The sequence below is a fragment of the Massilia sp. TSP1-1-2 genome, from assembly GCF_049896185.1.
In the GTDB taxonomy this organism is placed as follows: domain Bacteria; phylum Pseudomonadota; class Gammaproteobacteria; order Burkholderiales; family Burkholderiaceae_D; genus Telluria_A.
In genome coordinates this window covers 23,067-47,493 of sequence record NZ_JAFCTU010000016.1, presented here as the reverse complement: position 1 = coordinate 47,493, position 24,427 = coordinate 23,067, and the positions used below count along the sequence as shown (strand labels likewise).

At 63.4% G+C, this 24,427-nt stretch carries 16 protein-coding genes and 2 pseudogenes; 2 read left to right on the top strand and 16 right to left on the bottom strand.

The genetic code is table 11. The annotated features are described in order from the left end of the window. Nucleotides 1–95: 95 nt before the first annotated feature. The 6 genes from pdeM to ACP7BV_RS15330 all read right to left on the bottom strand — a co-directional run bounded on the left by pdeM (nucleotide 96) and on the right by ACP7BV_RS15330 (nucleotide 10,614). Nucleotides 96–746 (bottom strand): ligase-associated DNA damage response endonuclease PdeM, encoded by a 651-nt coding sequence (gene pdeM / locus ACP7BV_RS15355; RefSeq protein WP_426105011.1) that lies wholly within the window; start codon nucleotides 744–746, stop codon nucleotides 96–98. After that, entirely contained in the window at nucleotides 743–3,205 is a 2,463-nt protein-coding gene (locus ACP7BV_RS15350; RefSeq protein ID WP_426105009.1) for a ligase-associated DNA damage response DEXH box helicase, read from the bottom strand. The genes pdeM and ACP7BV_RS15350 overlap by 4 nt, the downstream gene beginning before the upstream one ends. Next, on the bottom strand, nucleotides 3,202–4,836 hold the full coding sequence (locus ACP7BV_RS15345; RefSeq protein ID WP_426105007.1) for an ATP-dependent DNA ligase: 1,635 nt from the start codon (nucleotides 4,834–4,836) through the stop codon (nucleotides 3,202–3,204). The genes ACP7BV_RS15350 and ACP7BV_RS15345 overlap by 4 nt, the downstream gene beginning before the upstream one ends. Further along, nucleotides 4,829–5,905 carry a ligase-associated DNA damage response exonuclease gene (locus ACP7BV_RS15340; protein ID WP_426105006.1) on the bottom strand — a complete coding sequence of 359 codons (1,077 nt, stop codon included), beginning with the start codon at nucleotides 5,903–5,905 and terminating at the stop codon, nucleotides 4,829–4,831. The genes ACP7BV_RS15345 and ACP7BV_RS15340 overlap by 8 nt, the downstream gene beginning before the upstream one ends. A gap of 10 nt (nucleotides 5,906–5,915) precedes the next feature. Beyond that, entirely contained in the window at nucleotides 5,916–7,592 is a 1,677-nt protein-coding gene (locus tag ACP7BV_RS15335) for a RecQ family ATP-dependent DNA helicase (protein WP_426105004.1), read from the bottom strand. A gap of 457 nt (nucleotides 7,593–8,049) precedes the next feature. Next, nucleotides 8,050–10,614, bottom strand: a complete 2,565-nt coding sequence (locus ACP7BV_RS15330; RefSeq protein WP_426105002.1) for an excinuclease ABC subunit A — start codon at nucleotides 10,612–10,614, stop codon at nucleotides 8,050–8,052. 168 nt (nucleotides 10,615–10,782) lie between these two features. Between ACP7BV_RS15330 and ACP7BV_RS15325 the strand changes: the two genes are divergently transcribed. Then, complete coding sequence (locus tag ACP7BV_RS15325; RefSeq protein WP_426105000.1) at nucleotides 10,783–12,261, top strand: aldehyde dehydrogenase family protein; 1,479 nt, start codon at nucleotides 10,783–10,785, stop codon at nucleotides 12,259–12,261. An 87-nt stretch (nucleotides 12,262–12,348) separates the two neighbouring features. Here the strand turns inward: ACP7BV_RS15325 and ACP7BV_RS15320 are convergent, their stop codons facing one another. From ACP7BV_RS15320 to ACP7BV_RS15275, 10 genes and pseudogenes are all read right to left on the bottom strand, one after another. Next, on the bottom strand, nucleotides 12,349–13,488 hold the full coding sequence (locus ACP7BV_RS15320; RefSeq protein WP_426104998.1) for an OmpA family protein: 1,140 nt from the start codon (nucleotides 13,486–13,488) through the stop codon (nucleotides 12,349–12,351). A gap of 27 nt (nucleotides 13,489–13,515) precedes the next feature. Continuing rightward, nucleotides 13,516–14,850, bottom strand: a complete 1,335-nt coding sequence (locus ACP7BV_RS15315) for an ice-binding family protein (RefSeq protein ID WP_426104996.1) — start codon at nucleotides 14,848–14,850, stop codon at nucleotides 13,516–13,518. A 267-nt stretch (nucleotides 14,851–15,117) separates the two neighbouring features. Then, nucleotides 15,118–15,561 (bottom strand): annotated as a pseudogene (locus tag ACP7BV_RS15310) (OmpA family protein); the annotation flags it as partial. 45 nt (nucleotides 15,562–15,606) lie between these two features. Then, nucleotides 15,607–16,236: pseudogene (locus ACP7BV_RS15305) on the bottom strand (outer membrane beta-barrel protein); the annotation flags it as partial. A 192-nt stretch (nucleotides 16,237–16,428) separates the two neighbouring features. Continuing rightward, the gene (locus tag ACP7BV_RS15300) at nucleotides 16,429–17,370 is read right to left on the bottom strand and encodes a LysR family transcriptional regulator (protein ID WP_426105092.1); all 942 of its coding nucleotides are present in this window, start codon (nucleotides 17,368–17,370) and stop codon (nucleotides 16,429–16,431) included. A 57-nt stretch (nucleotides 17,371–17,427) separates the two neighbouring features. Beyond that, nucleotides 17,428–18,381 (bottom strand): glycoside hydrolase family 43 protein, encoded by a 954-nt coding sequence (locus ACP7BV_RS15295; RefSeq protein WP_426104995.1) that lies wholly within the window; start codon nucleotides 18,379–18,381, stop codon nucleotides 17,428–17,430. A 45-nt stretch (nucleotides 18,382–18,426) separates the two neighbouring features. Then, a complete protein-coding gene (yjfF, locus tag ACP7BV_RS15290; RefSeq protein WP_426104993.1) occupies nucleotides 18,427–19,401 on the bottom strand; it encodes a galactofuranose ABC transporter, permease protein YjfF in 975 nt (324 codons plus the stop codon). After that, nucleotides 19,398–20,417, bottom strand: coding sequence for an ABC transporter permease (locus ACP7BV_RS15285; RefSeq protein ID WP_426104992.1), 1,020 nt, complete (start codon nucleotides 20,415–20,417; stop codon nucleotides 19,398–19,400). Before ACP7BV_RS15285 ends, yjfF begins: the two co-directional genes overlap by 4 nt. Next, on the bottom strand, nucleotides 20,414–21,925 hold the full coding sequence (locus ACP7BV_RS15280) for a sugar ABC transporter ATP-binding protein (RefSeq protein WP_426104991.1): 1,512 nt from the start codon (nucleotides 21,923–21,925) through the stop codon (nucleotides 20,414–20,416). The genes ACP7BV_RS15285 and ACP7BV_RS15280 overlap by 4 nt, the downstream gene beginning before the upstream one ends. A 2-nt stretch (nucleotides 21,926–21,927) precedes the next feature. After that, on the bottom strand, nucleotides 21,928–22,884 hold the full coding sequence (locus ACP7BV_RS15275; protein ID WP_426104989.1) for an ABC transporter substrate-binding protein: 957 nt from the start codon (nucleotides 22,882–22,884) through the stop codon (nucleotides 21,928–21,930). Between the two features lie 213 nt (nucleotides 22,885–23,097). Between ACP7BV_RS15275 and ACP7BV_RS15270 the strand changes: the two genes are divergently transcribed. Then, nucleotides 23,098–24,426: an alpha-amylase family glycosyl hydrolase gene (locus tag ACP7BV_RS15270; RefSeq protein WP_426104987.1), complete on the top strand. Its 1,329-nt coding sequence runs from the start codon at nucleotides 23,098–23,100 to the stop codon at nucleotides 24,424–24,426. Nucleotide 24,427: the final 1 nt, after the last annotated feature.

The following is a 24,427-nucleotide window of genomic DNA, read 5'->3' as shown; positions in this document are numbered from 1 at the left end:
TTTGATGATGCTCTCCTTGAAAGGTTAAACGGCGGTGCCGGATCTTTCCGACTCTCAACAGTAAGGTACGCTGCGCATGCATACACGTCAGTACGTTAGCGTACAGAGTGCACGGCCTCGCCTGAGCTGACATAAACGTGCTCACCGGCACTTGGGTTGACCGGGTGGCCGCCGGTAAAGGCGCCGAACGATGGCAGGATCATGCGCGTCGGGCCTGCCAGAAAACAGGGCAGTCGCAGTGAATCGAGCCGGCTCGACAGGATATACACCGGATGCACGTGCCCGGCCAGCACATAGCCGGGCGCGGCAATGTCCGGGTGGTGGCAAAAGGAAAAAGCGCCCACCGTGTGCGGCTCGTCGGCCATGTCGATGGCGAGCGCGGCGGCCGGATCGCCGGCGCGCAAATCGTGGTTGCCGCGCACCAGCGTCAGCCGCAGCTTGCTGTTGCGCTGGCGCCACGCCAGCATGGCGGCTAACGTTGCCGGCGCGTGCGCCGCCCTGGCGTGCAAAAAGTCACCCAGGAAGACAATTTCCACGGTGTCATGTTCGGCCATCAGCGCATCGAGCGCTTCCAGGTTCTGGGTGGTGGTGCCGCGCGGAACCGGCACGCCCTGCGCCCGAAACGACGCCGCCTTGCCAAAGTGGATATCGGCGATCACCAGCATTTTGCGTGCCGGCCAGTACAGCGCTTTTTCCGGCAGCAGCAGCACGGGTTCGCCCGCCAGCACAATCTCGCGTCCATTCAAGGCGTGGCCGCCTTTTCCAGCTCGCGCAGCATGCGGCTGACGCGGTCCGACAGTTTTTCGGTGGTCAGCTTTTCGCGGAAGCGTTCCACCATCAGCGCAAAGCCGAAGGGCGTGGCGCGCAGCACGGCGCAATGCGCCACGGCGCGGCCATGCAGTTCGGTCAAGGTGTCGCGCAGGCGCGTCAGTTCGAGTTCCTGCTCCATCACTTCGCGCTGCGCTTGCGTGAGCAGCAGGTTGCCCGCGTCGTGCTTGCGAAAGACTTCAAAAAACAGCGACGACGAGGCCTGTACCTGGCGCGCGCTTTTCGGCTGGCCCGGATAGCCCTGGAACACCAGCCCGGCGATGCGCGCCACTTCCCGAAAGCGCTGCTGCGACAACTGCGTCGCGTTCAAGCTTTCCAGCACATCTTCCAGCAGAGCCTCGGTGGAAAAAAGCGCCACGCCCGCACCGGTGGGCGCATTGAACACGCGTTCCCAGGCCACCGGTTCCCCCGCCAGCAGCTCGAAACCATAGTCATTGATCGCGATCGAAAACGTGATCGGCTGCGTGCGCCCGATCCGGTAAGCGAACAAGGACGCCAGGCCCATGTGCACCGAGCGCCCCGCGAATGGATAGACGAACAGATGATAGCCCTCGCGGCTTTTCATGCTCTCGACCACCAGCGTGTCGATGGTGGGCAGGGCCGACCAGCGCTGCTGGATCTCGAGCAGCGGCTTGATGGCCTGCATTTCGGGTCCCGCAAAGATGCCCAGCGCGGCCTGGCGCAACTGTTCGAGCGCGGCGTGCGCAAGCTCGGACGACATCGGCATCTTGGCGCCCTGCCAGCGCGACACCGCCCCGCGCGCCCCGCTGGCGCGCTTGACGAAGGCGGTCATCTCGTGGACCCGGATAAATTCAAGGATGCGCCCTCCGAACAGGAAATGGTCGCCCGCCTTCAAGCGCGAAATGAACGACTCCTCCACGCTGCCGATGCGCCCCCCGCTCATGTACTTCACCTGCACGCTCGAGTCGGACACGATGGTGCCGATGCCCATGCGGTGGCGCCGGCCAAGCGCAATGCTCGGCACCCGGTACACGCCCTCTTCGTCGGCGACCACGCGCTGGTATTCCGGATAGGCGACCAGGCTCTGGCCGCCGCGCACGACAAAGTCGAGCGCCCACTGCCATTCTTCCCAACTCAGGTGGCGGTACGACCAGGCGCTGCACACTTCCTTGTACAGCGCATGCGCGTCGAAGCCCCCGCCCAGCGCCACCGTCACCAGGTGCTGCACCAGCACGTCGAACGGCTTGTTGGGCACCAGGCGCGCCTCGATGCGGCGCGTGGCAACCGCTTGCCGGGCGCCGGCCGCCTCCAGGATTTCAAGGCTGTGGGTGGGCACCAGCGTCACGCGCGAGACGCGCCCCGGCGCGTGGCCGCTGCGCCCGGCGCGCTGCAGCAAGCGCGCAATGCCCTTGGCGCTGCCGATCTGCAGCACCCGCTCGACCGGCAAAAAGTCCACGCCCAAGTCCAGGCTGGCAGTGCACACCACTGCCTTCAGTTCGCCCTTTTTAAGTCCTGCCTCCACCCATTCGCGCACCTCCCGGTCGAGCGAGCCGTGATGCAGCGCGATCAGGCCGGCCCAGTCGGGGCGCGCCTCCAGGATGTTCTGGTACCACAACTCGGACTGCGAGCGCGTATTGGTAAACACCAGCGTGGCGTTGTAGGCCTCGATCTCGGCGATCACCGGCTGCAGCATCGCGATGCCCAGGTGCCCGCCCCACGGAAAGCGCGACACATTGGCGGGAATGAGCGAGTCGACCCGGATCTCCTTGCGCAGGTCGCCCTCCACCAGCACGCCCTGGCCAACGCCGAGCAGCACATCCTGCGCCTGCGCCAGGTTGCCCATCGTGGCCGAGAGGCCCCATACAACCAGCTCCGGGCGCCAGTGGCGCAGGCGCGCCAGCGCCAGCTGCACCTGCACGCCGCGCTTGCTGCCCATCAGCTCATGCCACTCGTCGATGATGATCATGTCCAGCTGTGCAAACTGCACCGCCGCCGTGGCATGGCTAAGCAGCAGCGACAGGCTTTCGGGCGTGGTGATCAGCGCCGAAGGCCAGGCTTTGGACTGGCGCGCGCGCTCGGCGGAGGTGGTGTCGCCGGTGCGTGCACCGATCGTCCAGCCGGGCGCCAGGTCTTTGGCGGACGCTTCGAGCGCGCGCTGGGTGTCGGCCGCCAGCGCGCGCATGGGCGTGATCCACAGCACGCGCAAGCCACTCGACTTTTTCTGCTTGACGAGCGCACCGCGCAGCAGCGCCGCAAACCACACGGCGTAGGTCTTGCCGGCGCCGGTATTGGCGTGCAGCAGGCCCGATTTGCCCGCCACGGCCGCCTTCCACACGGCGCGCTGGAACGGGAACACTTTCCAGGCGCGCGTGGCGAACCAGGCGTCGACCGCTTGCCCCATCACCGACTTGCTCATGCGCCGGCAGCGGCCAGCAGGCCCTTGAGCGTGTCAAGCGTATCAGCCTGGGCGACGGTCTTGTCGTCGCGGCGGCGCAAGATGCGCGGAAAGCGCACGGCAATGCCAGCCTTGTGCCGCGTCGAGAGCTGGATGCCTTCAAAACCAATTTCGAACACCATGGTCGGCTTGACCGAGCGCACCGGTCCGAATTTTTCAATCGTCGTCTTGCGAATCGCATTGTCGACAATCTTGATCTCGGCGTCGGTCAGCCCTGAATACGCCTTTGCGAACGGCACCAGCTTCAGTTCGCCAGTTTCATCGGCATCCCACACCGCGAACGTGTAATCGGTGTACAGCGAAGCGCGCCGCCCGTGCCCGGCCTGGGCGTAAATCAGCACTGCGTCAATCGCGTACGGCTCGACTTTCCACTTCCACCAGGTGCCCACATTCTTGGTGCGGCCTACCCCATACTGCGCGCTGACGGCCTTGACCATCAGGCCCTCCACGCCGCGGGCGCGCGACTCGGTGCGGATGGCTTCGAGCTCGCTCCAGCTGGCCGCGCCAATCAACGGGGACAGGCGCAGCTGTGGCCTGGCTGCTCCCTTGACCAGCGCTTCGAGCAGCACGCGCCGCTCGTGCTGAGGCAGCGCGCGCAAGTCCACGCCCTCTTCCTCGAGCAAGTCGTAGGCGACCAGCACGGCGGGCAGTTCGCTCAGCATCTTGGCCGAAATCGTCTTGCGCCCGATGCGCTTTTGCAGGTCCGCAAATGGCGCAGGGGTATCGGTATCGGTCCAGATCAGCACTTCGCCGTCGATCACCGTCCCTTCCGGCAGCGCCAGCGCAGCCAGCTCCGGAAAGCGCTCGGTGATCAAGTCTTCGCCGCGCGACCACAGATAGTTCTGCCCGCCGCGCCGCACCAGTTGCGCGCGGATGCCGTCGTACTTCCACTCCACCTGCCAGTCCTTCAGGTCCCCCAGCGCACCCGGCTCGCCCTGCAGTTGGTGGGCCAGGAAAAACGGATACGGCTGGCCGCCGCGCAGCTGGTGTTCCTGGTCCGACTGTTGCGCGATCAGTTGCAGAAAGCCCGCGGCGGTGGGGCGCACGCTGCCGTCGGTCCAGCCCATCAGGCGCTGGGCAATGACTTTGCTGTCCACCGCCGCCACTGCCGACAGCGCGCGCGTGACGAGCAGCTTGGACACGCCGACCCGAAAGCCGCCCCCGATCAGCTTGACCAGCAGGAAGCGCTCGCGCCAGTCCAGTTCATCCCAAAAGCCGAACAGCGCGCTGCGGATCGTCGCCGGATCGGCGCCGCGCAAGGGGCCGATGCGCTCCTGCATCCACTCGGCCAGGCCGATATCGCTGCGCCTGGTGGGCGGCGGCAGGATGTGGGCAATGGTTTCGGCCAGGTCGCCCACGGCGTTGTACGACTCGTCGAACAGCCATTCGTCGAGCTGCGCGTACTCGACCGCGAACTGGCGCAGCAGTTTGGACGGCACTGCCTGGCGCGGCTTGCCGCCGGCCAGGAAGTACACGGCCCACGCCGCGTTCTCCGGGGCGGCGCTGCCGAAGTAGCCTTGCAGCGCTTCGAGCTTGCGGTTGGTGGCGGTGGTCTCGTCCAGTTCCGTGTAGAGGCGGGCAAATTCACGCATCGTTTTCCTCGGCGGCGGGGACCGCGGTGGCGGGCACGGCGGCCACGGCGGGCACGACAATCTCGCCGGCCGCGCCGTTCTGGTCCTCATCCTCGTCGCCGTACTCGGTGTCGAAACCACTCGCGTCCAGCCCTACCTGGCGCAGCCAGCGCACCATGATGGGAATCGAGCCGTGGGTGACAATCACGCGCGGCGCCCCGGTGGCGCGAATCGCGCTCATCAAGCCGGGCCAGTCCGCATGGTCCGACAGGATAAAGCCGCGGTCCACGCCGCGCCGGCGGCGCGCGCCGCGCAGCTGCATCCAGCCGCTGGCAAAGGCGTCGGAATAGTCCCCAAAGCGCTTCATCCACGTGCTGCCCCCGGCGGACGGAGGTGCAATGACGATGGACCGTTTGATGTCGGCTTTCTCGACCGCCGTCACCATCACGGTGGGCGGCAAGGCCACGCCGGCCTCGCGGTACACGCGGTTGAGCGGCTCGGCCGCGCCATGGCAAATGATGGGGCCGATTGACGGATCAAGGCCCGACAGAATGCGCTGCGCCTTGCCAAAGGCGTACGCAAAAATGACGCTGCAGCGTCCCTCGGCCGCGTTCTTGCGCCACCAGGCGTTGATGTCGTCGAAAATCTCCTGCTCCGGCTGCCAGCGGTAAATCGGCAAACCGAAGGTCGATTCGGTGATGAAGGTGTCGCAGCGCACCGGTTCGAACGGCACGCAGGTGCGGTCCGGCTCCACCTTGTAGTCGCCCGAGGCTACCCACACTTCGCCGCGGTGTTCCATGCGCACCTGGGCCGAGCCGAGCACGTGGCCGGCCGGATGCAGCGAAATTTTCACGCCATTGTGCTCCACCGTCGCCCCGTACTCGAGGCCATCGATATGGATCTCGCCCAGGCGCGAGCGCAGCACGCCCACGCCGCTGGCGGCCGACAGGTAATGGCCGTGCCCCACGCGCGCATGGTCGCCGTGCGCGTGCGTGATCACCGCGCGCTCGACCGGGCGCCACGGATCGATGTAGAACTGCCCCGGAACGCAGTACAAGCCTTCCTTGCGAACGACGACCATGTCTGCCATACGCTGCTCCTTATGCCAGGGTGACAAAGTCAGCCAGGAGGGTCCTGGTGCTCTGGTCGGGAAAGCTGATGGTGACCTGGTCGGCAGCCACGCTCATGACGGTGCCTTCGTCAAACTTGGGCACCTTGACGCGCGCGCCAGGTTCGAACAAAGGCGCGCTCTCCCTCCCTTTGGCGCAGGTGTCGAATTCATCGTCGCGGATTTCGATCTCGGCAACCGCCGGCGGGTTGAGGCAATTGTCGCACTTGCAGCACTTCTCGAAGCCGTCGACTTCATCGTTGAAGTAATCGAGCAGCACCTTCCAGCGGCAAAAGCCGCTCACCGCGTACGACACCATCTGCTCGAGCGCGGTGCGGTCGCGCTCCTGCTTTTGCGCGTACAGGCCGGCCAGTTCCTCGAACAGCGCGGCGCCCGGCTCGGCCGAGGAGACGAGATATTCAAGCTTGCGGTTCTGGCGCAGCAGCTTGCCGTCCTTGAGGAGCTTCAGGCAAACCTTCAGCTTGCTCGACGCCAGCTCGTCCACCGCCGCCTCGATGGCGGCCGAAGTCAACTTGCCTTCGCCGGCCATGCCGCGCACCAGCTCGTAAATCATTTTCAGGTCGTTCGAGCTTGGGTGATGCTTCACCAGGAAAAACTGCTGCAAGCGCTTGTCATCCCGGAAGTACAGCAGCGTGCAGTTGGCGTCGTCGCCATCGCGCCCGGCGCGGCCGGACTCCTGGTAATACGCTTCCAGGTTGGCCGGCAGCTGCAGGTGGATCACGAAGCGCGTATCGGGCTTGTCGATGCCCATGCCAAACGCGTTGGTGGCGACCATGACGCGCTTTTCGCCCACCATGAACAGGTCCTGATTGGTTTTGCGTTCGCCCGCGGCCAGCTTGCCATGGTAGATGGTAACGCTTTCGCCGGCAGCTTCGAGCAGGGCGAGCATTTCTTCGGCCGCCTTGACGGTGGCGGCGTAGACGATGCCCACGCCGCGTGCGCCTTGCACCAGTTCGCGCGCGCGCGCAAAGCGCTCGTCGTTGTTCATGACCTGGACGACGCCGTAGTGCAAGTTGGGCCGATAGATCCCCGTATTGACCACGTGCAGGTGCGTCCGGCCCAGCTGCTTGCCGATGTCTTCCACCACGTCGTCGGTGGCGGTGGCGGTCAGCGCGAGCACGGGCGGCTTGCCCAGGGCATCGATGGAGGCGGCCATCTCAAGGTAGGCCGGACGGAAATCATGGCCCCAGTGCGAGATGCAGTGCGCCTCGTCGATGACGACCAGCGCGATCTTCACTTGGCGCAGCACGGCGAGAAAATCCGGGTTCGACAGCCGCTCCGGGGTGCAGAACACGATTTCGTGGAAGGTGCTGCGGATGCCTTCGAGCGCCGCTTCTTCTTCCTCGCGATTCAGGCTGCTGTTGACCTGGGCGGCGCGAATGCCCAACGATTCGCGCTTTTCCAGCTGGTCTTTCATCAGCGAAATGAGCGGCGACACGACGACGGTGGTGCCGTCGAGCATGCGCGCCGGAATCTGGTAGCACAGCGACTTGCCGCTGCCAGTTGGCATGATGGCCAGCGTATCCTTGCCGTCCAGGAAGCTGTCGATGACTTGCTGCTGGCCGTCGCGCAATTTTTCTACGCCGAATACACCACGCAAGAGCTTGTTGATTTTGTTGCGCCGGGCGGCGCGCGCACCATGATTCATAAGGAGAGGATTTAGTGTCGTCATACCCAACTGTAAGGCGCGCAATTGGACCGCGCCATAGGACGCAGCCTACATTTCACGTAGGAGCTTAGCATCATTGATAGGTGCAAGCCAACGTCCTACATGGTGCCGGACGGTTCGCCGATACGTGACAGGCACAACAGTGTTTAAAATCCAGTCATAGTATCAAAAACAATGCACCAACCGCTCCCGAAGGACACCCATCATGCGCATATTTCCACTTACCTGGGCCGCTCTCCACCTTGGCTTGGCCAGCGCCGCCACTTACCTGCTCATCTCGTCGGACATTCTGACGGGCGCTGCCCTCATCATGATTCACTGATTCATTGATTCATTGATTCATTGATTCATTGATCCGTAGTATAGAGCTATTGAAACCGTAATTGCATTCGATGTTTTCAACGGTGCTCATTGTCGGCACCAAACAGCCGGCCCGTCAGCTTTTTCTGGCGAGAAATGTGGACAGGTAGGGGGCGGTACGGCTGCGTGCCGACTTCGCCAGCTGGTGCGGGGAAGCGCTGGCCACCACGGCGCCGCCGGCATCACCGGCGCCCGGACCGATATCGATCACCCAGTCACTCGCCGCCACCACGCGCATATTGTGTTCCACCGCGATCACGCTGTTGCCCGCTTCGACCAGGCGGTTGAGCTGCACCAGCAGCCGGTCGACGTCGGCCGGATGCAGGCCCGTCGTCGGTTCGTCCAGGATGTAGAGCATGTTCCCGCGCGCGGCGCGCTGCAGTTCGGTCGCCAGCTTGATGCGCTGCGCTTCGCCGCCCGACAATTCCGTGGCCGGTTGCCCAAGACGCAGGTAGCCCAGTCCCACGTCGCGCAAGACGTCAAGCGAGCGAAAAATGGGCGCTTCCTCTTCAAAAAAAGCCGCGGCGGCGTCAACTGTCATGCCCAGCACCTCGGCGATATTCTTGTCGCGGTACGTCACTTCCAGCGTCCTGGCGTTATAGCGCGCACCCGCGCAGGTCGGGCACGGCGCATACACGCTGGGCAAAAACAGCAGTTCGACCATTACCTGGCCTTCACCTTGGCACTGCTCGCAGCGGCCCTTGGCGACATTGAACGAAAAACGCCCTGCATCGTAGCGCCGCGCACGCGCCATGCTGGTCGCTGCAAATAGTTTGCGCACGTGGTCGAACAGCCCCGTGTAAGTGGCCAGGTTGGAGCGCGGCGTGCGTCCGATGGGTTTCTGGTCGACCCGCACCAGGCGCTTGATGTGCGCCATGCCGTCCACGATCCGCCCTTCGGTGGGAATGGCGGCATCCTGTTCCAGCGCTTCGCCCTCCTGCGCGTCGGGCACTGCTTCGGGCCAGCCTTCCTGCCCCAGTTCTGCGCACACCAGCTCGACCAGCACCTGCGAAACCAGCGTCGACTTGCCCGAACCGGACACGCCGGTGACGCTGGCCAGCACGCCGAGCGGCAGGTCGACATCAAGGCCGTGCAGGTTGTTGCGCGTGACGCCTTCGAGCCTGAGCCAGGCGCTTGGCACGCGCGGCGTGCGCGCCGGCATGCGCTGCTCGCCGAACAGGTAGCGCCGCGTGTGCGACTGCTGCACCTGTTTCAAGCCGGCCAGCGGCCCGCTGTAAAGGATATGCCCGCCCTGCTCGCCCGCGTCCGGGCCGACGTCCACAATCCAGTCCGCGTGCGCGATTACATCCAGCGCATGCTCGACGACAAACAGCGAATTGCCCGACGCTTTCAGTTGCGCCAGCGCCGTCAACAGCGCCTCGGTATCGGCCGGATGCAGCCCGGCCGACGGCTCATCGAGCACATAGACCACGCCGAACAGGTTCGAGCGCACCTGCGTGGCCAGGCGCAGGCGCTGCAATTCGCCGGGCGAGAGCGTGGGCGTGCTGCGTTCGAGCGCGAGGTAGCCCAGTCCCAGCGCCAGCAGCACGTCCAGGCGCGCGACCAGGTCTTCGGCGATGCGGCGCATGACGATCAGTTGTTCCGGGTGGGCCCGCGCCTGGCGCGCATCTTGGTGCGCGCGCCCTTCGGCAAACGGCAGCAGCAGCGTATGCAGGCGCGCCAGCGGCAGGCGCGAGATGTCGGCGATATCCATGCCGCCAAAGGTGACGGACAGCGACTCCCGGCGCAGGCGCTTGCCGCGGCATAGCGGGCACTCGGCGCTGACCATGTAGCGCGCCACGCGCTTTTTCATCGAGGCGCTTTCGGTGCCGGCGAACGTGTGCAGCACATAGCGCTGGGCGCCCGTGAAGGTGCCCTGGTAGCTGGGCGCATCCTTGCGTTTTAGCGCGGCGCGCGCCTCTGGCGGCGTCAAGCCCGCGTACACCGGCACGGTGGGCTGTTCATCGGTGAACAAGATCCAGTTGCGTACTTTTTTCGGCAGCTCGCGCCAGGGCGTATCGACCTCGATCCCGAGCGTAACGAGGATGTCGCGCAAATTCTGGCCATGCCAGGCCGTGGGCCAGGCGGCAACGGCCCGTTCGCGGATAGTCAGCGTATCGTCCGGCACCATCGACTGTTCCGTCACTGTATAGACGCGGCCCAGGCCATGGCATTGCTGGCACGCGCCTTCCGGGGTGTTGGGTGAAAACGATTCGGCATACAGCAGCGCCAGGCCGCGCGGGTAGGTCCCGGCGCGCGAGTACAGCATGCGCAGCGAATTGGACAGGGTGCTCACGCTGCCGACCGACGAGCGGGTGGTGCTCGCGCCGCGCTGCTGCTGCAGCGCAACTGCCGGCGGCAAGCCGCTGATGTCGTCCACTTCCGGCACCGGCATCTGGTGAAACAGGCGCCGCGCGTAGGGCGAGACCGATTCCAGGTAGCGCCGCTGCGCTTCGGCGTACAAGGTGCCAAAGGCGAGCGACGACTTGCCCGAGCCGGACACGCCGGTGAAGACGACCAACGCGTCGCGCGGAATGTCGAGCGTGACGTTTTTGAGATTATGTTCGCGCGCGCCGCGTACCTGGACAAAGCCGGGGCGCACGGGCGGCGACGGGGCCGCGGAGGAAGCAGGTTTTCGCATACCGTATTACAACCCGGGCGGCCCGCCGCTTCCGTTCGGTGCCTCACCGAAACGGCAGTCCTGCCGACAAAGCAACAAAAGTTAGAATAATCCTGTAAATCAGCAAACCTTGCGCATGGTACGCTGGGCACCCTCGCATTTTGGAAGCTTATTTTGGAAGCCCCAGCCATGACCCAGCTCCACACCATTCCCGTCCAGGCGGGCGCGCCAGCCGTCGGCGAAGCCTCACCCGCGCAGATGGCGGCGGTGTTCGACGCGCAGCACGAGACCGCGCTGCGCTGGCGCGAGTCGGACGCGCGCCAGCGTATCGAGCGCATCAAGCGCCTGCGCGAGGCTATGATGGCCAAACGCGAGCAATTCTACGACGCTTTCGCCCAAGATTACCGCAAGGCGCCGGCCGAAGTCGAAGCGTCCGAATTCTTGCCGGTGATGGAAGAAATTCGCCATGTGCTGGGCCAGCTCAAGCGCTGGATGAAGCCGACCAGAATGTGGCCGACCACGACCATGCTGGGCACGTCGGCCTGGGTCCAGTACCAGCCGCGCGGACGCGTGTTGATCATCGCACCGTGGAATTACCCGCTCAGCCTGTGCTTTGGCCCGCTGGTGTCGGCGCTAGCGGCGGGCAACACCGCGATCATCAAACCGTCCGAAATGACGCCGGCCGTGTCGCGTTTGATGGCGAGCATCATCGCCGACGTATTTCCCAGCAATGAAGTGGCGTTGTTCGAAGGCAGCCTGCCCACCTCGAGCGCGCTGCTGGCGATGCCCTTCGACCATATCTTCTTTACCGGTTCGCCGGCGGTGGGCAAGATCGTCATGGCGGCGGCGGCCAAGCACTTGACCAGCGTTACGCTGGAGCTGGGCGGCAAATCGCCCACCATCATCGACGAGACGGCCAACCTGAAGCTGGCGGCCGAAACGGTCATGTGGGGCAAGTTCATCAACAACGGCCAGACCTGTGTCGCGCCCGACTACCTGTACGTGCACGCCTCGGTGAAAACGGCATTCATCGAGGAATGCAAAAAAGTCCTGGCCGCGCGTTATGGCAGCGGCGCCGCTGCGCAAAAAGCCAGTGCCGACCTGACGCGCATCGTCAACCGGCGCCATGCCGAGCGCGTGGCGCACCTGCTGTCCGATGCACTGGCCAAAGGCGCCGTGGTGCATGCCGGCGGCGACGTCGATACCGCGACCTGCTGGATCGCGCCCACCCTGCTCGACAACATCGCTCCCGGCAGCGCCATCCTCGAAGAAGAAATATTCGGGCCGCTGTTGCCGATCATGGCATACAGCGACCTTGACCACGTGCTAGCCTCCATCAACGCGGGGCAAAAGCCGCTCGCGCTGTACATCTGGAGCCGCAACCAGAAGCACATCGACAAAGTTTTGCTGCGCACCAGTTCCGGCGGCGCCTGCGTGAACCACTGCGTGGCCCAGTTCGCGCACGGCAACCTGCCCTTTGGCGGCGTCAACAATTCCGGCATCGGCAACGGCCACGGCATTTACGGCTTCAAGGCGTTCTCGCACGAGCGCGGCGTCCTGCGCTCCTCCCCGCTGATGCTGATCAAGCTGTTTTTCCCGCCTTACACCGCCAAGCGCCTGTACCTGATCCGCAAAACAGTCGACATGCTGCGCCTGCCCATGCTCTAAGCGAAAAATAATGAGAAAAGCCGCCGGGCTTGTGGCCCGGCGGCTCTTTTGTTGCCGCTTATCGCTGCCTTGCAGCTTTGCGCCTGCTTACTTGGTGCGGGTACCGACCACTTCGACGGTCACGCGGCGGTTCTTGGCGCGGCCTTCGGCAGTGTTGTTGTCGGCGAGCGGCTGGCTTTCGCCCTTGCCTTCGGTGTACACGCGCGATGCATCAATGCCCTTGGAGACGATGTAGGCCTTGACCGCTTCGGCGCGGCGCAGCGACAGGCGCTGGTTGTACGCGTCCGTGCCGACCGAGTCGGTATGGCCGACGGTGACCATCACTTCCGTGTTCATCCCGGCCAGCTTGGTAAGCAGGTCGTCCAGCGCTGCCTTGCCTTCCGGCTTGACGACCGACTTGTCGAAGTCGAACAGCGCTTCAGCGGCGAACGACACCTTTTCCGATACCGGCACAGGGGCCGGCATTGGTGCCGGCTGGGGCGCGGGCTCGACCACGACCGGCGCGGCAACCGGCGCCGGCGGTTCCACGTAGACCGGCGCGGCGGCAGCCGGACGACCCATCTTGTAGACCAGGCCAATGGTGGCCACATCGATGTCGCCGCGGTTGCCGACGGCGTCCTTGACGCGGAAGCGTTCAAGTTCGGCGCGCGCTGCCAGCGCTTCGTTGAACTTGTACTCCAGACCGAGGCCGACTTTGGCACTCGTATTGCTCTGGCTATTGTTCGGACTGGTCACGGCATTGAGGCGGTTGCCCGAAAACGTGGTCTTGGTCTTGGCGTACTGCGCGCCAATCCGGGCCAGCACCGAAAAGCGCTCGGTGATCGGCAACTGACCCACCAGGTCCAGGTTGACGCCATGGATGCGCGCCTTGCCGGCCAGCGAACCGTCCGACGTGGTGGCGTTGAAGACGAAGTCGCCCAGGTCGAAGTAGCCCGCCTCGAGCGCAAAATTGCGGCTCAGCTGCTTGCCGCCGAAAACCTTGTAGGCAATGGCGTATTTTTCATCTTTGGTGAAGGCCGTCACGGTCGAGCCATTACTGGCCAGCGCGCTGCGAATGCGCGCCTCGTCGATGGTTGCTTGCGAGCCGCCGATGCCACCGCCAACGTACCAGGCGTGGTTGGCCCAGTCCGGGTTGACGAAGGGCTCGTCAGCAGCAAACGCAACCTGGCTGGCCAGCAAGGCGCAACCGATGGCGCTTAGCGCGCCCACTTGTTTTAATAGTTTCATGTTCTGCTTTCGGGAAGTGTGCGTGGCTTATTTGTTGATCTTGTTGCTGGCGAGCGTGACGGCCGCTTGCGACAAGACGCGACCGTTGAACAGGTCGGTGTTGTCGCCAACCGTGATGGCCGACGCCTGGCCCAGGATCGAACCCTGAAAGTGGCCGTTGGCGCCCAGCGTGGTGGCGCCAACCGGCACCCAGAACACTTGCGACGGATCGGCATTGATCGTGGCGACGATCGCGCCGGCCACTGAATCAAGCGTCATCTTGGTGCGGAAAATATACACGCCGGGACCGTTCAGGATCAAGGTGCCGGTGATGCTGATCGCGCCGTCGTAGCAATACACGCCAGGCGGCAGAATCTTGCCGCCAAGATCAACGCCGGAAGGCGAGCTGACGGTGCAGGTGCGGCTGTTGGCGTCGGTGATGGCAGTCGTCAGTGAGGCCAGGCCGTTGGTCAACTCAGGACCGGCGACATAATTGAAAAAGCCCGGCAACACGCGCGGTGGCACGGTCTGCGATGGCGAACCGACGTCGCCGCCGATGATCGTGGTGACGTTCGAGTTGTTGGTCAGCGCGGTACCAGCGAGGACGGCGAAATTGGTGGCGGCGCCCAGGTTGACGGTGTTAAGCGGAATTGGCAGTACCACGGGCGGTGCGACTGGCGGCACAACAGGTGGAATTGGCGCGCCTGGCAGCGGCGGCACTGGCGGCACCGGCGGCGGCGGCGGTGGCGCGACCACGGTCAGCACTGCGCTGCCGCTCAGCAGGCCGCTGGTGGCGGTGATCAACGTCTGTCCTGGGACCAGGCCGGTGGCAAGGCCGGTCGGGGAGACGTTGGCGACCAGGACGTTCGAACGCGACCAGGTCACCGGCGCGGTGATCGGGGCGAAGGTGCCGTCCGAGTACGAACCGGTAGCCGTAAATTGCTGGGTGGATGCCGACAGGATGACCGGTTGCGCGGGCGCGATGCGGATGCCGACCAGGTCAGGCAGCACGGTCAGCGCTGCCGTGCCGGACTTGGCGCCATAGTTGGCGGTGATGTTAGTATTACCGCCCTTGATACCCGTGGCAAGGCCCGTAGCCGCACCGACGCTGGCGACGGCCGGCGTGCCCGCAACCCATTGCGACAGTGTCGTCACATTGCGCGTGGTGCCGTCGGCATAGCTGGCCGTCGCGGTGTATTGCTGGGTGCCGGTCATGCGAATCGTGGCCGTGGCCGGGGTCACCGCCACGCTGACCACGCTGGTGCCGTCCAGGCCAAGGATCGGATCGCGTCCGTTGTCGCCCCCGCCGCAGGCGGACAGGAACGTCGTCAGGATCAGGCCTGCCGCGCAAAATAAAGTTCTGGTGCTTTTTGTGACGTTCATGGTGTTTCCTTAGCGTGGTCACGCATTGATGTGTAGTTCTGAGGATTACACTATTGCTCATTGACAGCCTATCTATCTGTTCGGCACCGCACTTAGCAATTGCCTAAAAAAGATATTTACCACCACAACAACAAAAAACACTGCGACGGTGCGAGGACGATATAGTGCCGCTGCACCGTCGATCCTTTTGCAACAGCCACGCACGGGGCCGTAAACGACAAAAGCCGCCGGGCGAGCCCGGCGGCTTTTTGAACTAATGATGAAAAATTAGTTCGTCGTGGTACGGGTACCAACAACTTCAACGGTTACGCGACGGTTCTTGGCGCGGCCAGCTGCAGTTTTGTTGTCAGCGATTGGCTGGGACTCGCCCTTGCCTTCGGTGTAGACGCGCGATGCATCAACGCCTTTGGAGACGATGTAAGCCTTGACAGCTTCAGCACGTTTGATCGACAGCTTCTGGTTGTACTTGTCCGAACCGACGGAGTCGGTATGGCCAACGGTAACCATGACTTCGGTGTTCATGCCTTGCAGCTTGTTGAGCAGGTCGTCCAGAGCAGCTTTGCCTTCTGGCTTGACAGCCGACTTGTTGAAGTCGAACAGCGCTTCAGCAGCGAACGATACTTTTTCCGACGTTGGCACTGGCGCTGGTGCCGGTGCCGGTGCTGGCATTGGTGCTGGTGCCGGTGCTTCTGCAACTGGCTCTGGTGCTGGCGGCGGCGTGTAGACCACTGGCGCTGCTACCGGACGACCGAGCTTGTAGACCAGGCCGAGCGACATCAGGTCGACGTTGGCTTTGGTGCGGATGCTGTCGTCGAGGCGGGTGCGCTCGTATTCAGCGCGCATTGCCAGCGCTTCGGAGAATTTGTATTCCAGGCCCAGGCCGACTTTACCAGCGGCGCCTTTTTCGGTTTGGTTGCCACGGCCAGCGTTACGAATGCCAGTGTGCTCGGTCTTCGCTTCCATGTACGCTACGCCCAGACGGGTGTAAGCCGAGAAACGCTCGGTGAATGGCACCTGGGTGATCAGGTCCAGGCTCACGCCGCGGTATTTGATGTTCGCGCCGGCGGTGCCGATTTGCGAGTTGCTCGTGAACGTGGTTTCGCCCAGGTCCGAGTAACCAGCTTCAACGCTGAAGAAGCGGTTCAGTTGCTTGCCGACGAACAGGCGATAGCCAACGTCCTTGTCGTCGCTGCTGAACGAGCTCAGCACAACTGGGCTCACGGACAGCGAGCGGCGCGTGTCGCCGTCGTTCAGGTTGCCCTTGGTCTGGCCAACCGATGCGCCGATATACATTGCGTGGTCAGCCCAGTCAGGGTTGACGAATTCGGTGCTCTGCGCGCTCGCGCCATGGCTCATCAGGACTGCTGCGGCAGCAATCGCGGTCATCGATGCAACTTTTGTTGTAAATTTCATGTTTTTTCTCTCGCTAGTGTGGTTTTGGGGGCTCGCTAGGACTGATTCGTAGCAGAGTACATATTATTCCTTCTTATCAACTACAACTCGGTTCGTTACCGAACATAACAACTTGTTCACGTGTCGATTTCGCAAAAATACAACACTTTCAAGTTGTTCGCAAGCTTAGCTGAGTTCTCCGGCCGCGGCGCGTACCGCTTTGAGCAACAGCTCTGCTCCCGGAGACAACAGATGATCCTTCTGGCGGATGATACCGAACGCATCCATTTTGCACGGCAATTCTATAGGTAAAACGCTAATCACGTTCAGGGACGCGTAATAGTGCGCCACATCGACCGGCATCACGTGCAGTGAATCGGTCTGCTGCAGCAATGCCGTAATCAGCAATAAAGCAGTGGTATCGACAACATTGACAGGCACGTCCAGGCCCGCGCGGCGAAACATCATGTCAAAACGGTGTCGAAGGATACTACCGTGCGGCGGCAAAATCCAGGCCTTGTCATAAATATCTTCCAGGCTCAGCTTTTCGACCTGCAGCAAGGGATGGCCCACGCGCACCACGGCGCAGGCCGGCTCCTCGGTCAATTCCTCGTACACCAAGCCCGAAGAATTCTCTTTTTCAAGGATGCGCCCGATCATGAAGTCGAGCGTGCCGCGCTGCAGGCGGTCGAGCAGCACATTGCTCGCTTCCACATGCGCCTCGATGCGCAGCATCGGCGCCACCTTCTTGACGTTGGCAATGGCGCGCGGCAGCAGCGACATGGCCGGCGTCATGATCACGCCCACTTCCACCTGCCCCGCCAGCCCGGCCTTGAGGGCGACGATGTCGTCGTGCGCCAGCGCCAGGCTGGTCAAGGCCATGCGCGCATGGCGGATCATGGTTTCTCCATACATGGTCGGCTCCATGCCGCGCGGCAGGCGGTCGAACAGGCGCACGTCGAGCATCTCCTCGAGATCCTTGACCTGCTTCGAGGCAGCCGGCTGGGTCATGTGCAGTTCGTCAGCGGCGCGGTGAATGTTGCGATGGTCGTCCAGCGCAATGAGCAGCAGCAGCTGGCGCGTTTTCAGGCGCGCTTTCAAGAACCAATTGGGGTTGAGGGTATCCATCATAAAATTCTACCCGCAATCCATATCGAGGATGCGAAACCGATATAACTATTCATATCACTTGCAGCCAGGCGCCGGGTTGGCGCGGGGACCGGCAGCGCTTTGCGCCACCAGGCCGATGCGCCCGTCCTTGTCGTAATGCAGTTCCTCGACGGCGACGGAACGGCGAAATTCACCGCCGCCCTTCAGCTTGGCGTTGTGGTAAAAAATGTACGACTTGCCATTGAAGTCGATGATCGCCTGGTGAATCGTCTTGACGCCCTCGTTCTTGTCCATCACAACACCCTGGTAAGTCCACGGCCCGGCGGCGCTGTTGCTGGTCGCATACACCGTCTCCTCCGGGAAAAAGCGCGAGTACGTCAGGTAGTACGTCTTGCCGCGTTTGTGGACATACGGCGCTTCCGTGAAATCCTTGATGTCATGGCTCAGGATCGGGCCGTCCAGTTCGGTCATCGAGCGTTTCAGCTTGGCGTACTTGAGCACCGTATTGCCCCAGTACAGCCAGGCCTGGCCATCGTCGTCGACAAATACGCCCGGGTCGATATCGTCCCACATGATGGCGCTCTGCTTGGTCATGTCGTTGGTGACCAAGGCGGTGCCGCGCGCGTCCACGAACGGCCCGGTCGGGCTGCTGGAGACGGCCACGCCGATTGCCTTGCCCGGCACCGTCTTGTGATCGACCGTTGCGTAAAAATAGTACTTGCCGTCGCGCTTGGCTACGTCGCCGGCCCACGCATCGCGTCCGGCCCATTTGAAGGTCGAGTACTGCAGCGGCGAGCCATGGTCGGTCCAGCGCTGCATGTCGCAGCTCGAGTACACGCGCCACTCGTTCATCAGGTAGTCCTTGCCCCCTTCGCGCGCTTCGTCGTGGCCCACGTACAGGTAGACCCTGCCCCCGTCCACCAGCGCTGCCGGGTCGGCGGTAAAGATATCGGTAACGAGCGGATTGCCCGCGTGCGCGCACGCCGCGGCCACGCCCAGCGCCAGTGCGCAAAGTGTCTGCTTGATCATATATTCTCCTGTTGTGTTTTTTATGTAGGTCTGGCGTTGCTGATATTACGTTTGCAGCCGGCGCGCGGCGCCCATTGCCATCAACCGCTGCACGGCGCAAAAAAGGAACAGCAGCGCGCCGATGACGATCCGGGTCCACCACGAACTGAGCGTGCCGTCAAAGGCGATCAGCGTCTGGATGGTGCCCAGCACCAGCACGCCCGACAGCGCGCCGGCGATGTAGCCGTAGCCGCCCGAGAGCAAGGTGCCGCCGATGACCACGGCCGCAATCGCATCGAGCTCGGCGCCCTGCGCATGCAGGCCGTAACCGGAGAGCATGTAGAACGAAAACAGCACCCCCGCCAGCGCCGCGCAAAAGCCGGACAGCGCATACACCAGCACCTTGGTGCGGCCCACGGGCAGGCCCATCATCAGCGCCGACTGCTCGCTGCCGCCGATCGCATACACGCTGCGTCCGAAAGCGGTGTAGTGGGCCAGCCAGACCGCCAGCGCCAGCATCGCCAGCGCCACCAGCGCGCTGGGCGAGACAAAGCCGCCCAGCAGCGCAAACTGGGCCTGCGACATTGACAGGTAGAGCGGGTCGTCGATGGTGATCGAATTGATGCTGATCAGGTAGCACAGGCCGCGCGCCAAAAACATGCCGGCCAGCGTTACGATGAAGGGCTGCAGCTTGAAGGCGTGGATCAGCAAGCCCATGGCGCCGCCGAACAGGGCGCCGAGCACCAGCACGGTGATGATCACCAGCGCCGGCGGCCAGTGCGCCACGTTGAGCAGCCAGGCCGATATCATGGTCGCCAGCGCCAGCACCGAGCCGACCGACAGGTCGATCCCGCCGGACAGAATCACAAAGCCCATGCCGATTGCCAGCACCAGCAGGAAGGCATTGTCGATCAACAGGTTGAACAAGACCTGCACCGACAAAAAGCCGGGATAGGCGACGCCGCCGATGGACAGCATTGCCGCCAGCAGCGCAAGCGTCACAAACGGAGTAAAAAGCGGGGTAAAAGCCCGGGACTTCATGCGCTCCTCCGCGAAAAAAGCTGTTTGAACTGGGCCGATTGCGACAGGCACACCAGGAACACCACCACTGCCTTGACAACCATGTTGACCTCGGGCGGCACGCCCAGTGAATAGATCGTAAAGGTAAGCGTCTGGATGATCAGCGCGCCGATCACACTGCCCACCAGGCTGAACTTGCCGCCGGCCAGCGACGTGCCGCCCAGCGTGACGGCCAAAATGGCGTCCAGTTCGAGCAGCAGGCCGGCGTTGTTAGCGTCGGCGCTCTTGATGTTCGAGCTGACCATCATGCCCGCCAGGCCCGCGCAGGCAGCGCAGAACACATACACGAACACGATCAGCGTGGCCGTTCTCAAGCCGGCCAGCCGCGCGGCCACGGGGTTGATGCCGACCGCCTGAATAAAAAGGCCGAGCGCCGTCTTGCGCATCATGAATGCGATCGCCGCAAACACCAGCGCGACGACGGTCAGCGAAAACGGTAGCCCGAGGAAGTGGCCCCCGCCCAAGAAGAAGAAGGGTGTGTGATACACCGTGATGATCTGGCCGTCGGTGAGCAACTGCGCCAGGCCGCGCCCGGCCACCATCAAGATCAAGGTGGCAACGATCGGCTGCAGGCCGAGCGCGGTCACCAGCATGCCGTTCCACAAGCCGCACAGCAGCGCCACGCCCATGGCCGCCGCCATCGCCCACAACAGCGGCGTCTGGGCCTCCGGCCCGCCGCCCACCAGCACGGCGGCCACGCTGCCCGACAGCGCCACCACCGCGCCCACCGAAATGTCGATGCCGCGCGTGGCGATCACCAGCGTCATGCCAAGCGCAGCGAGCATCAGGGGCGCGGCGCGGTTGAGAATGTCGACAATGCTGCCGTACAGGTGACCATCCTTGAGCGAGAGCTGCAGGAAGCCGGGAATGGCCAGGATGTCGATCACCAGCAGCAGCGCCAGCGCCGCCAGCGGGCGAAACAGCGCATGTTGCAGCACCGATGGCGAGCCGGCTGCGCGCGCGCTCAAGCTACTCATGCCGCCTCCCCTGCGATTACTTGCAGCACCGAGCTGTCGTCAAGCTCGCCGCGCTGGTACTCGCCGCAGCCTTGACGGTCGCGCATGACCAGCAGCCGGTCGCTGCAGCGCAGCACTTCGGGAAGCTCCGACGAGATGAAGAGAATTGCCATGCCCTTGCGGCACAGTCCACTGACGTAGTCCATGATTTCCTGTTTGGCGCGCACGTCGATGCCGCGCGTGGGTTCGTCGAGGATCAACATCTTTGGCGAGGTGACCAGCCAGCGCGCCAGCAGCACCTTTTGCTGGTTGCCGCCGGAGAGCGATCCGATCGGGGTTTCAATGTCGGCCGTCTTGATGTCCAGCTTGTGCACGTAGTCGAGCGCCATCGCCTCTTGCACCTTGCGCGGAATGGCGCGCAGCAGGCCGGCGCGCGCCTGCAGCGCCAGGATCAGGTTTTCGCGCACCGACAGTTCAAGAATGGCGCCTTCATGCTTGCGGTCTTCCGAACAAAACGCGATGCCCTGGGCAATCGCGTCGCGCGGGGTGTCAAACGCGCGTTCGGCGCCGCCCACCTTGATGGTGCCGCCGTCGGCGCGGTCAGCGCCAAACAGCAAACGCGCCGTTTCGGTCCGGCCCGAGCCGAGCAGCCCGCACAAGCCGAGGATTTCGCCGGAACGCAGGGAAATGTCGAGCGGCGCCAGCGCGCCCTTGCGGGCCAAGGCGCGCGCCTCGAGAAAAACGTCGCCCGGCGCGGCGCTTTGCAGCGCGCCCGGCGCGTGGTCAAAGTCCTCTGCCGCGCCGATCATCTTGTTGACCAGGGCCAGGCGCGACAGTTCGCTGCATGCGTACTCGCCTTCGCGCTCGCCATTGCGCATCACGGTAATGCGGTCGGAGATGGCGTAGGTCTGGTCCAGGAAGTGGGTCACGAACAGGATCGCCATGCCTTGGGCGCGCAGCTTGCCCAGGACCCGAAACAGCAGCTGCACTTCGGCCTCGTCCAGGCTGGACGTGGGCTCGTCCAGAATGAGCACCTGGGCCGACACATTGAGCGCGCGCGAAATGGCCACCATCTGCTGCACCGCCAGCGGATAGGCCGACAAGGGCGCGCTGACGTCGATCTTTACCTCAAGCTGTTCGAGCAGCGTGGCCGCGCGCGCGCGCATCGCGCCCCAGTCGACCATGCCAAGCTTGCGCGGATAGCGGCCAATGAAGATATTTTCGGCGACCGACAAATTCGGGCACAGGTTCACTTCCTGGTAGACGGTGCTGATGCCCAGCTTTTGCGCGTGCGCCGTGGACGTGGGCCGGATTTCCTGCCCGTGCAGCGTGATGCTGCCCTTGTCGGGCGCATACACGCCCGTCAAGACCTTGATCAGGGTCGACTTTCCCGCCCCGTTCTGGCCCATCAGTGTGTGCACTTCGCCCGGAAACAGGCGCAGCGCCACATCGTGCAGCGCGCGCACGCCGGGGAACTGCTTGCAGATACCGCGCAGCTCGAGCACCGGGGTGGCAAGGGTGCCGCTCATGATCAATATTTGCGGTTAGGCAGTTCGCGCGCCGCCGTCTCGGCCGGGAACACGCCTTCGACAACGGTGATGCGCCTGGCGACCGGCTTGCCGGCGGCAACCGCCTGCGCCGCGGCCATCAGCTGGGGCCCCAGCAGCGGGTTGCATTCGACCGTGACGTTCAGTTTGCCCGCAGCCATGGCCTGGAATGCGCCCTTGACGCCGTCGATCGAGATCACCAGGATGTCCACACCCGGCTTCAGACCCGCTTCCTCGATCGCCTGAATGGCGCCGATGGCCATGTCGTCGTTGTGCGCGTACAGCACGTTGATCGACTTGCCCTGGGCCTTCAGGAACGCTTCCATCACTTCCTTGCCCTTGGTACGGGTAAAGTCGCCGGTCTGCGAACGCGTGATTTTCAGGTTGGCTTTGCCGGCGATAACTTCTTCAAAGCCTTTTTTGCGATCGATCGCGGGCGCCGAACCGACAGTGCCTTGCAGTTCGACGATATTGAACACTTTGCCCGGCGTTTTGGCCGCGCGCTCCACCAGCCAGCGCGCGGCGCGCCGGCCTTCTTCGACAAAATCGGAGCCGATGAAACTCGCGTACAGCGACGTGTCGGTGACGTTCACGGCGCGGTCGGTCAGGATGACGGGGATCTTGGCGGCCTTTGCTTCGCGCAGCACCGTTTCCCAGCCCGATTCGACAACCGGCGAAAAGGCAATCACGTCGACCCGCTGCGCAATAAAGGAGCGGATTGCCTTGACCTGGTTTTCCTGGCGCTGCTGGGCGTCGGCAAAGCGCAGCGTAATGTGCTGGGCGCTGGCCGCTTCCTTGATCGAACGCGTGTTCGCACTGCGCCATTCGCTCTCGGCGCCGACCTGCGAAAAGCCGATTACCAGCGGTTTGGCGGCCATGGCCGGAAAGCTGGCGGCGCCGATCAGGGCAGCGGCGAGGATGGTGCGGCGTGTGAGTTTCATGCTGGTCTCCTATGGATTTTTATTGTCCCAATGGTAGGAGAAAGCGACATAGCGAACCAATCAAATTTTGCGCAAAAGGTATATCGAAATTGATATCGCAAAAGCGACCCGGATTTCATCAGATGGTGAAATTCAACTACAATTCAAACCGGTTTGGCGCTACTATCTGATAAATTTTTCAACGAAAACGCGTAGTTTAATTACGGAGACAGTATGAAGACCATTCCCCGCGTGCTCAGCGCAGCCTCCCTTGCCCTGGCCTGCCTGCCAGCCTTGGCGCAACATGGCGCGAACGCGGCTCAGCCACCTGCCACGATGGCGCACGTCGCGTGGTCGCGCAACGCCAACATCTACGAAGTGAACATCCGCCAGTTCACCAGGGAAGGCACGATCAACGCCTTTGCCGCCGATCTGCCGCGCCTGAAAAAGATGGGCGTCGACATCCTGTGGATCATGCCGGTGCAGCCAATCGGCCAAAAGAACCGCAAAGGCTCGCTGGGCAGCTACTACGCGGTGCGCGACTACACGGCCGTCAATCCGGAGTTTGGCAGCATGGCCGACTTCAAGGCGATGGTCGCGCAGGCCCACAAGCTGGGCATGCACGTGATCCTGGACTGGGTCGCCAACCACACCGCCTGGGACAACACCTGGGTCGCGCAGCACAACGACTGGTACAAGAAGAACGAGAAAGGCGACATCTTCCCCGTCACCTTCAACGAAGGCGGCAACGTGGAATACTGGACCGACGTCATCGCGCTCGACTACACCAAACCCGCGCTCTGGCAAGGCATGACGCAGGCCATGGCGTTCTGGCTGCGCGAAGCGGACATCGACGGCTTTCGCTGCGACGTTGCAGGCCTGGTGCCGGTCGCATTCTGGAACCATGCGCGCGCCGAGCTCGACAAAATCAAGCCGGTCTTCATGCTGGCCGAATGGGCCGAGCCGGCGCTGCACGAACAAGCCTTCGACATGACGTACGACTGGGCGCTGGCCGACATTTTCAAGAAGGTCGGCAAGGGGAACGCCGACGCGCGCGACATCGTGGCCTACATCAGCAAGCCGGAAAAGGTATTTCCCTCGCACGCAATGCGCATGCTGTTCACCAACAATCACGACTTCAATTCCTGGCACGGCACCGACCGCGCACTGTATGGCCCGGCCTACCAGGCGCTGGCCGTGGTGGCGGCCACCCTGCCCGGCATGCCGCTCATTTACAACGGCCAGGAGTCGGCGCTGGACAAGCAGCTCGCATTCTTTGAAAAAGACCCGATCGCGTGGGACAGCTATCGCTTGACGGATTTTTACAGTGGCCTGCTCAAGGTCAAGCGCGACAATCCCGCCATGGCCAACGGCCAGTATGGCGCGCCAGCGACCTTTAGCGCGACCGGCAACGACAAGGTGCTTGCGTACAAGCGTGTGCTCGGTACCAATGTCGTCGAGGTGGTGGTCAACCTGTCGGCAGAGCGGCAGTCGTTTACGCTGGACGGCGCCAAGGCCGCGCCGCTGGCGGCATGGACTTGGCGCATCAAGACGAAGCAGTAAG

Bases quoted from the DNA above. Each gene is read 5' to 3' on its own strand.
- ACP7BV_RS15335 (WP_426105004.1), bottom strand. From the start codon at position 7,592: ATGAATCATGGTGCGCGCGCCGCCCGGCGCAACAAAATCAACAAGCTC.
- ACP7BV_RS15330 (WP_426105002.1), bottom strand. From the start codon at position 10,614: ATGCGAAAACCTGCTTCCTCCGCGGCCCCGTCGCCGCCCGTGCGCCCC.
- ACP7BV_RS15325 (WP_426105000.1), top strand. From the start codon at position 10,783: ATGACCCAGCTCCACACCATTCCCGTCCAGGCGGGCGCGCCAGCCGTC.
- ACP7BV_RS15295 (WP_426104995.1), bottom strand. From the start codon at position 18,381: ATGATCAAGCAGACACTTTGCGCACTGGCGCTGGGCGTGGCCGCGGCG.
- ACP7BV_RS15340 (WP_426105006.1), bottom strand. From the start codon at position 5,905: ATGGCAGACATGGTCGTCGTTCGCAAGGAAGGCTTGTACTGCGTTCCG.
- ACP7BV_RS15285 (WP_426104992.1), bottom strand. From the start codon at position 20,417: ATGAGTAGCTTGAGCGCGCGCGCAGCCGGCTCGCCATCGGTGCTGCAA.
- ACP7BV_RS15300 (WP_426105092.1), bottom strand. From the start codon at position 17,370: ATGGATACCCTCAACCCCAATTGGTTCTTGAAAGCGCGCCTGAAAACG.
- ACP7BV_RS15345 (WP_426105007.1), bottom strand. From the start codon at position 4,836: ATGCGTGAATTTGCCCGCCTCTACACGGAACTGGACGAGACCACCGCC.
- ACP7BV_RS15280 (WP_426104991.1), bottom strand. From the start codon at position 21,925: ATGAGCGGCACCCTTGCCACCCCGGTGCTCGAGCTGCGCGGTATCTGC.
- yjfF (WP_426104993.1), bottom strand. From the start codon at position 19,401: ATGAAGTCCCGGGCTTTTACCCCGCTTTTTACTCCGTTTGTGACGCTT.
- ACP7BV_RS15320 (WP_426104998.1), bottom strand. From the start codon at position 13,488: ATGAAACTATTAAAACAAGTGGGCGCGCTAAGCGCCATCGGTTGCGCC.
- ACP7BV_RS15315 (WP_426104996.1), bottom strand. From the start codon at position 14,850: ATGAACGTCACAAAAAGCACCAGAACTTTATTTTGCGCGGCAGGCCTG.
- ACP7BV_RS15350 (WP_426105009.1), bottom strand. From the start codon at position 3,205: ATGAGCAAGTCGGTGATGGGGCAAGCGGTCGACGCCTGGTTCGCCACG.
- ACP7BV_RS15275 (WP_426104989.1), bottom strand. From the start codon at position 22,884: ATGAAACTCACACGCCGCACCATCCTCGCCGCTGCCCTGATCGGCGCC.
- ACP7BV_RS15270 (WP_426104987.1), top strand. From the start codon at position 23,098: ATGAAGACCATTCCCCGCGTGCTCAGCGCAGCCTCCCTTGCCCTGGCC.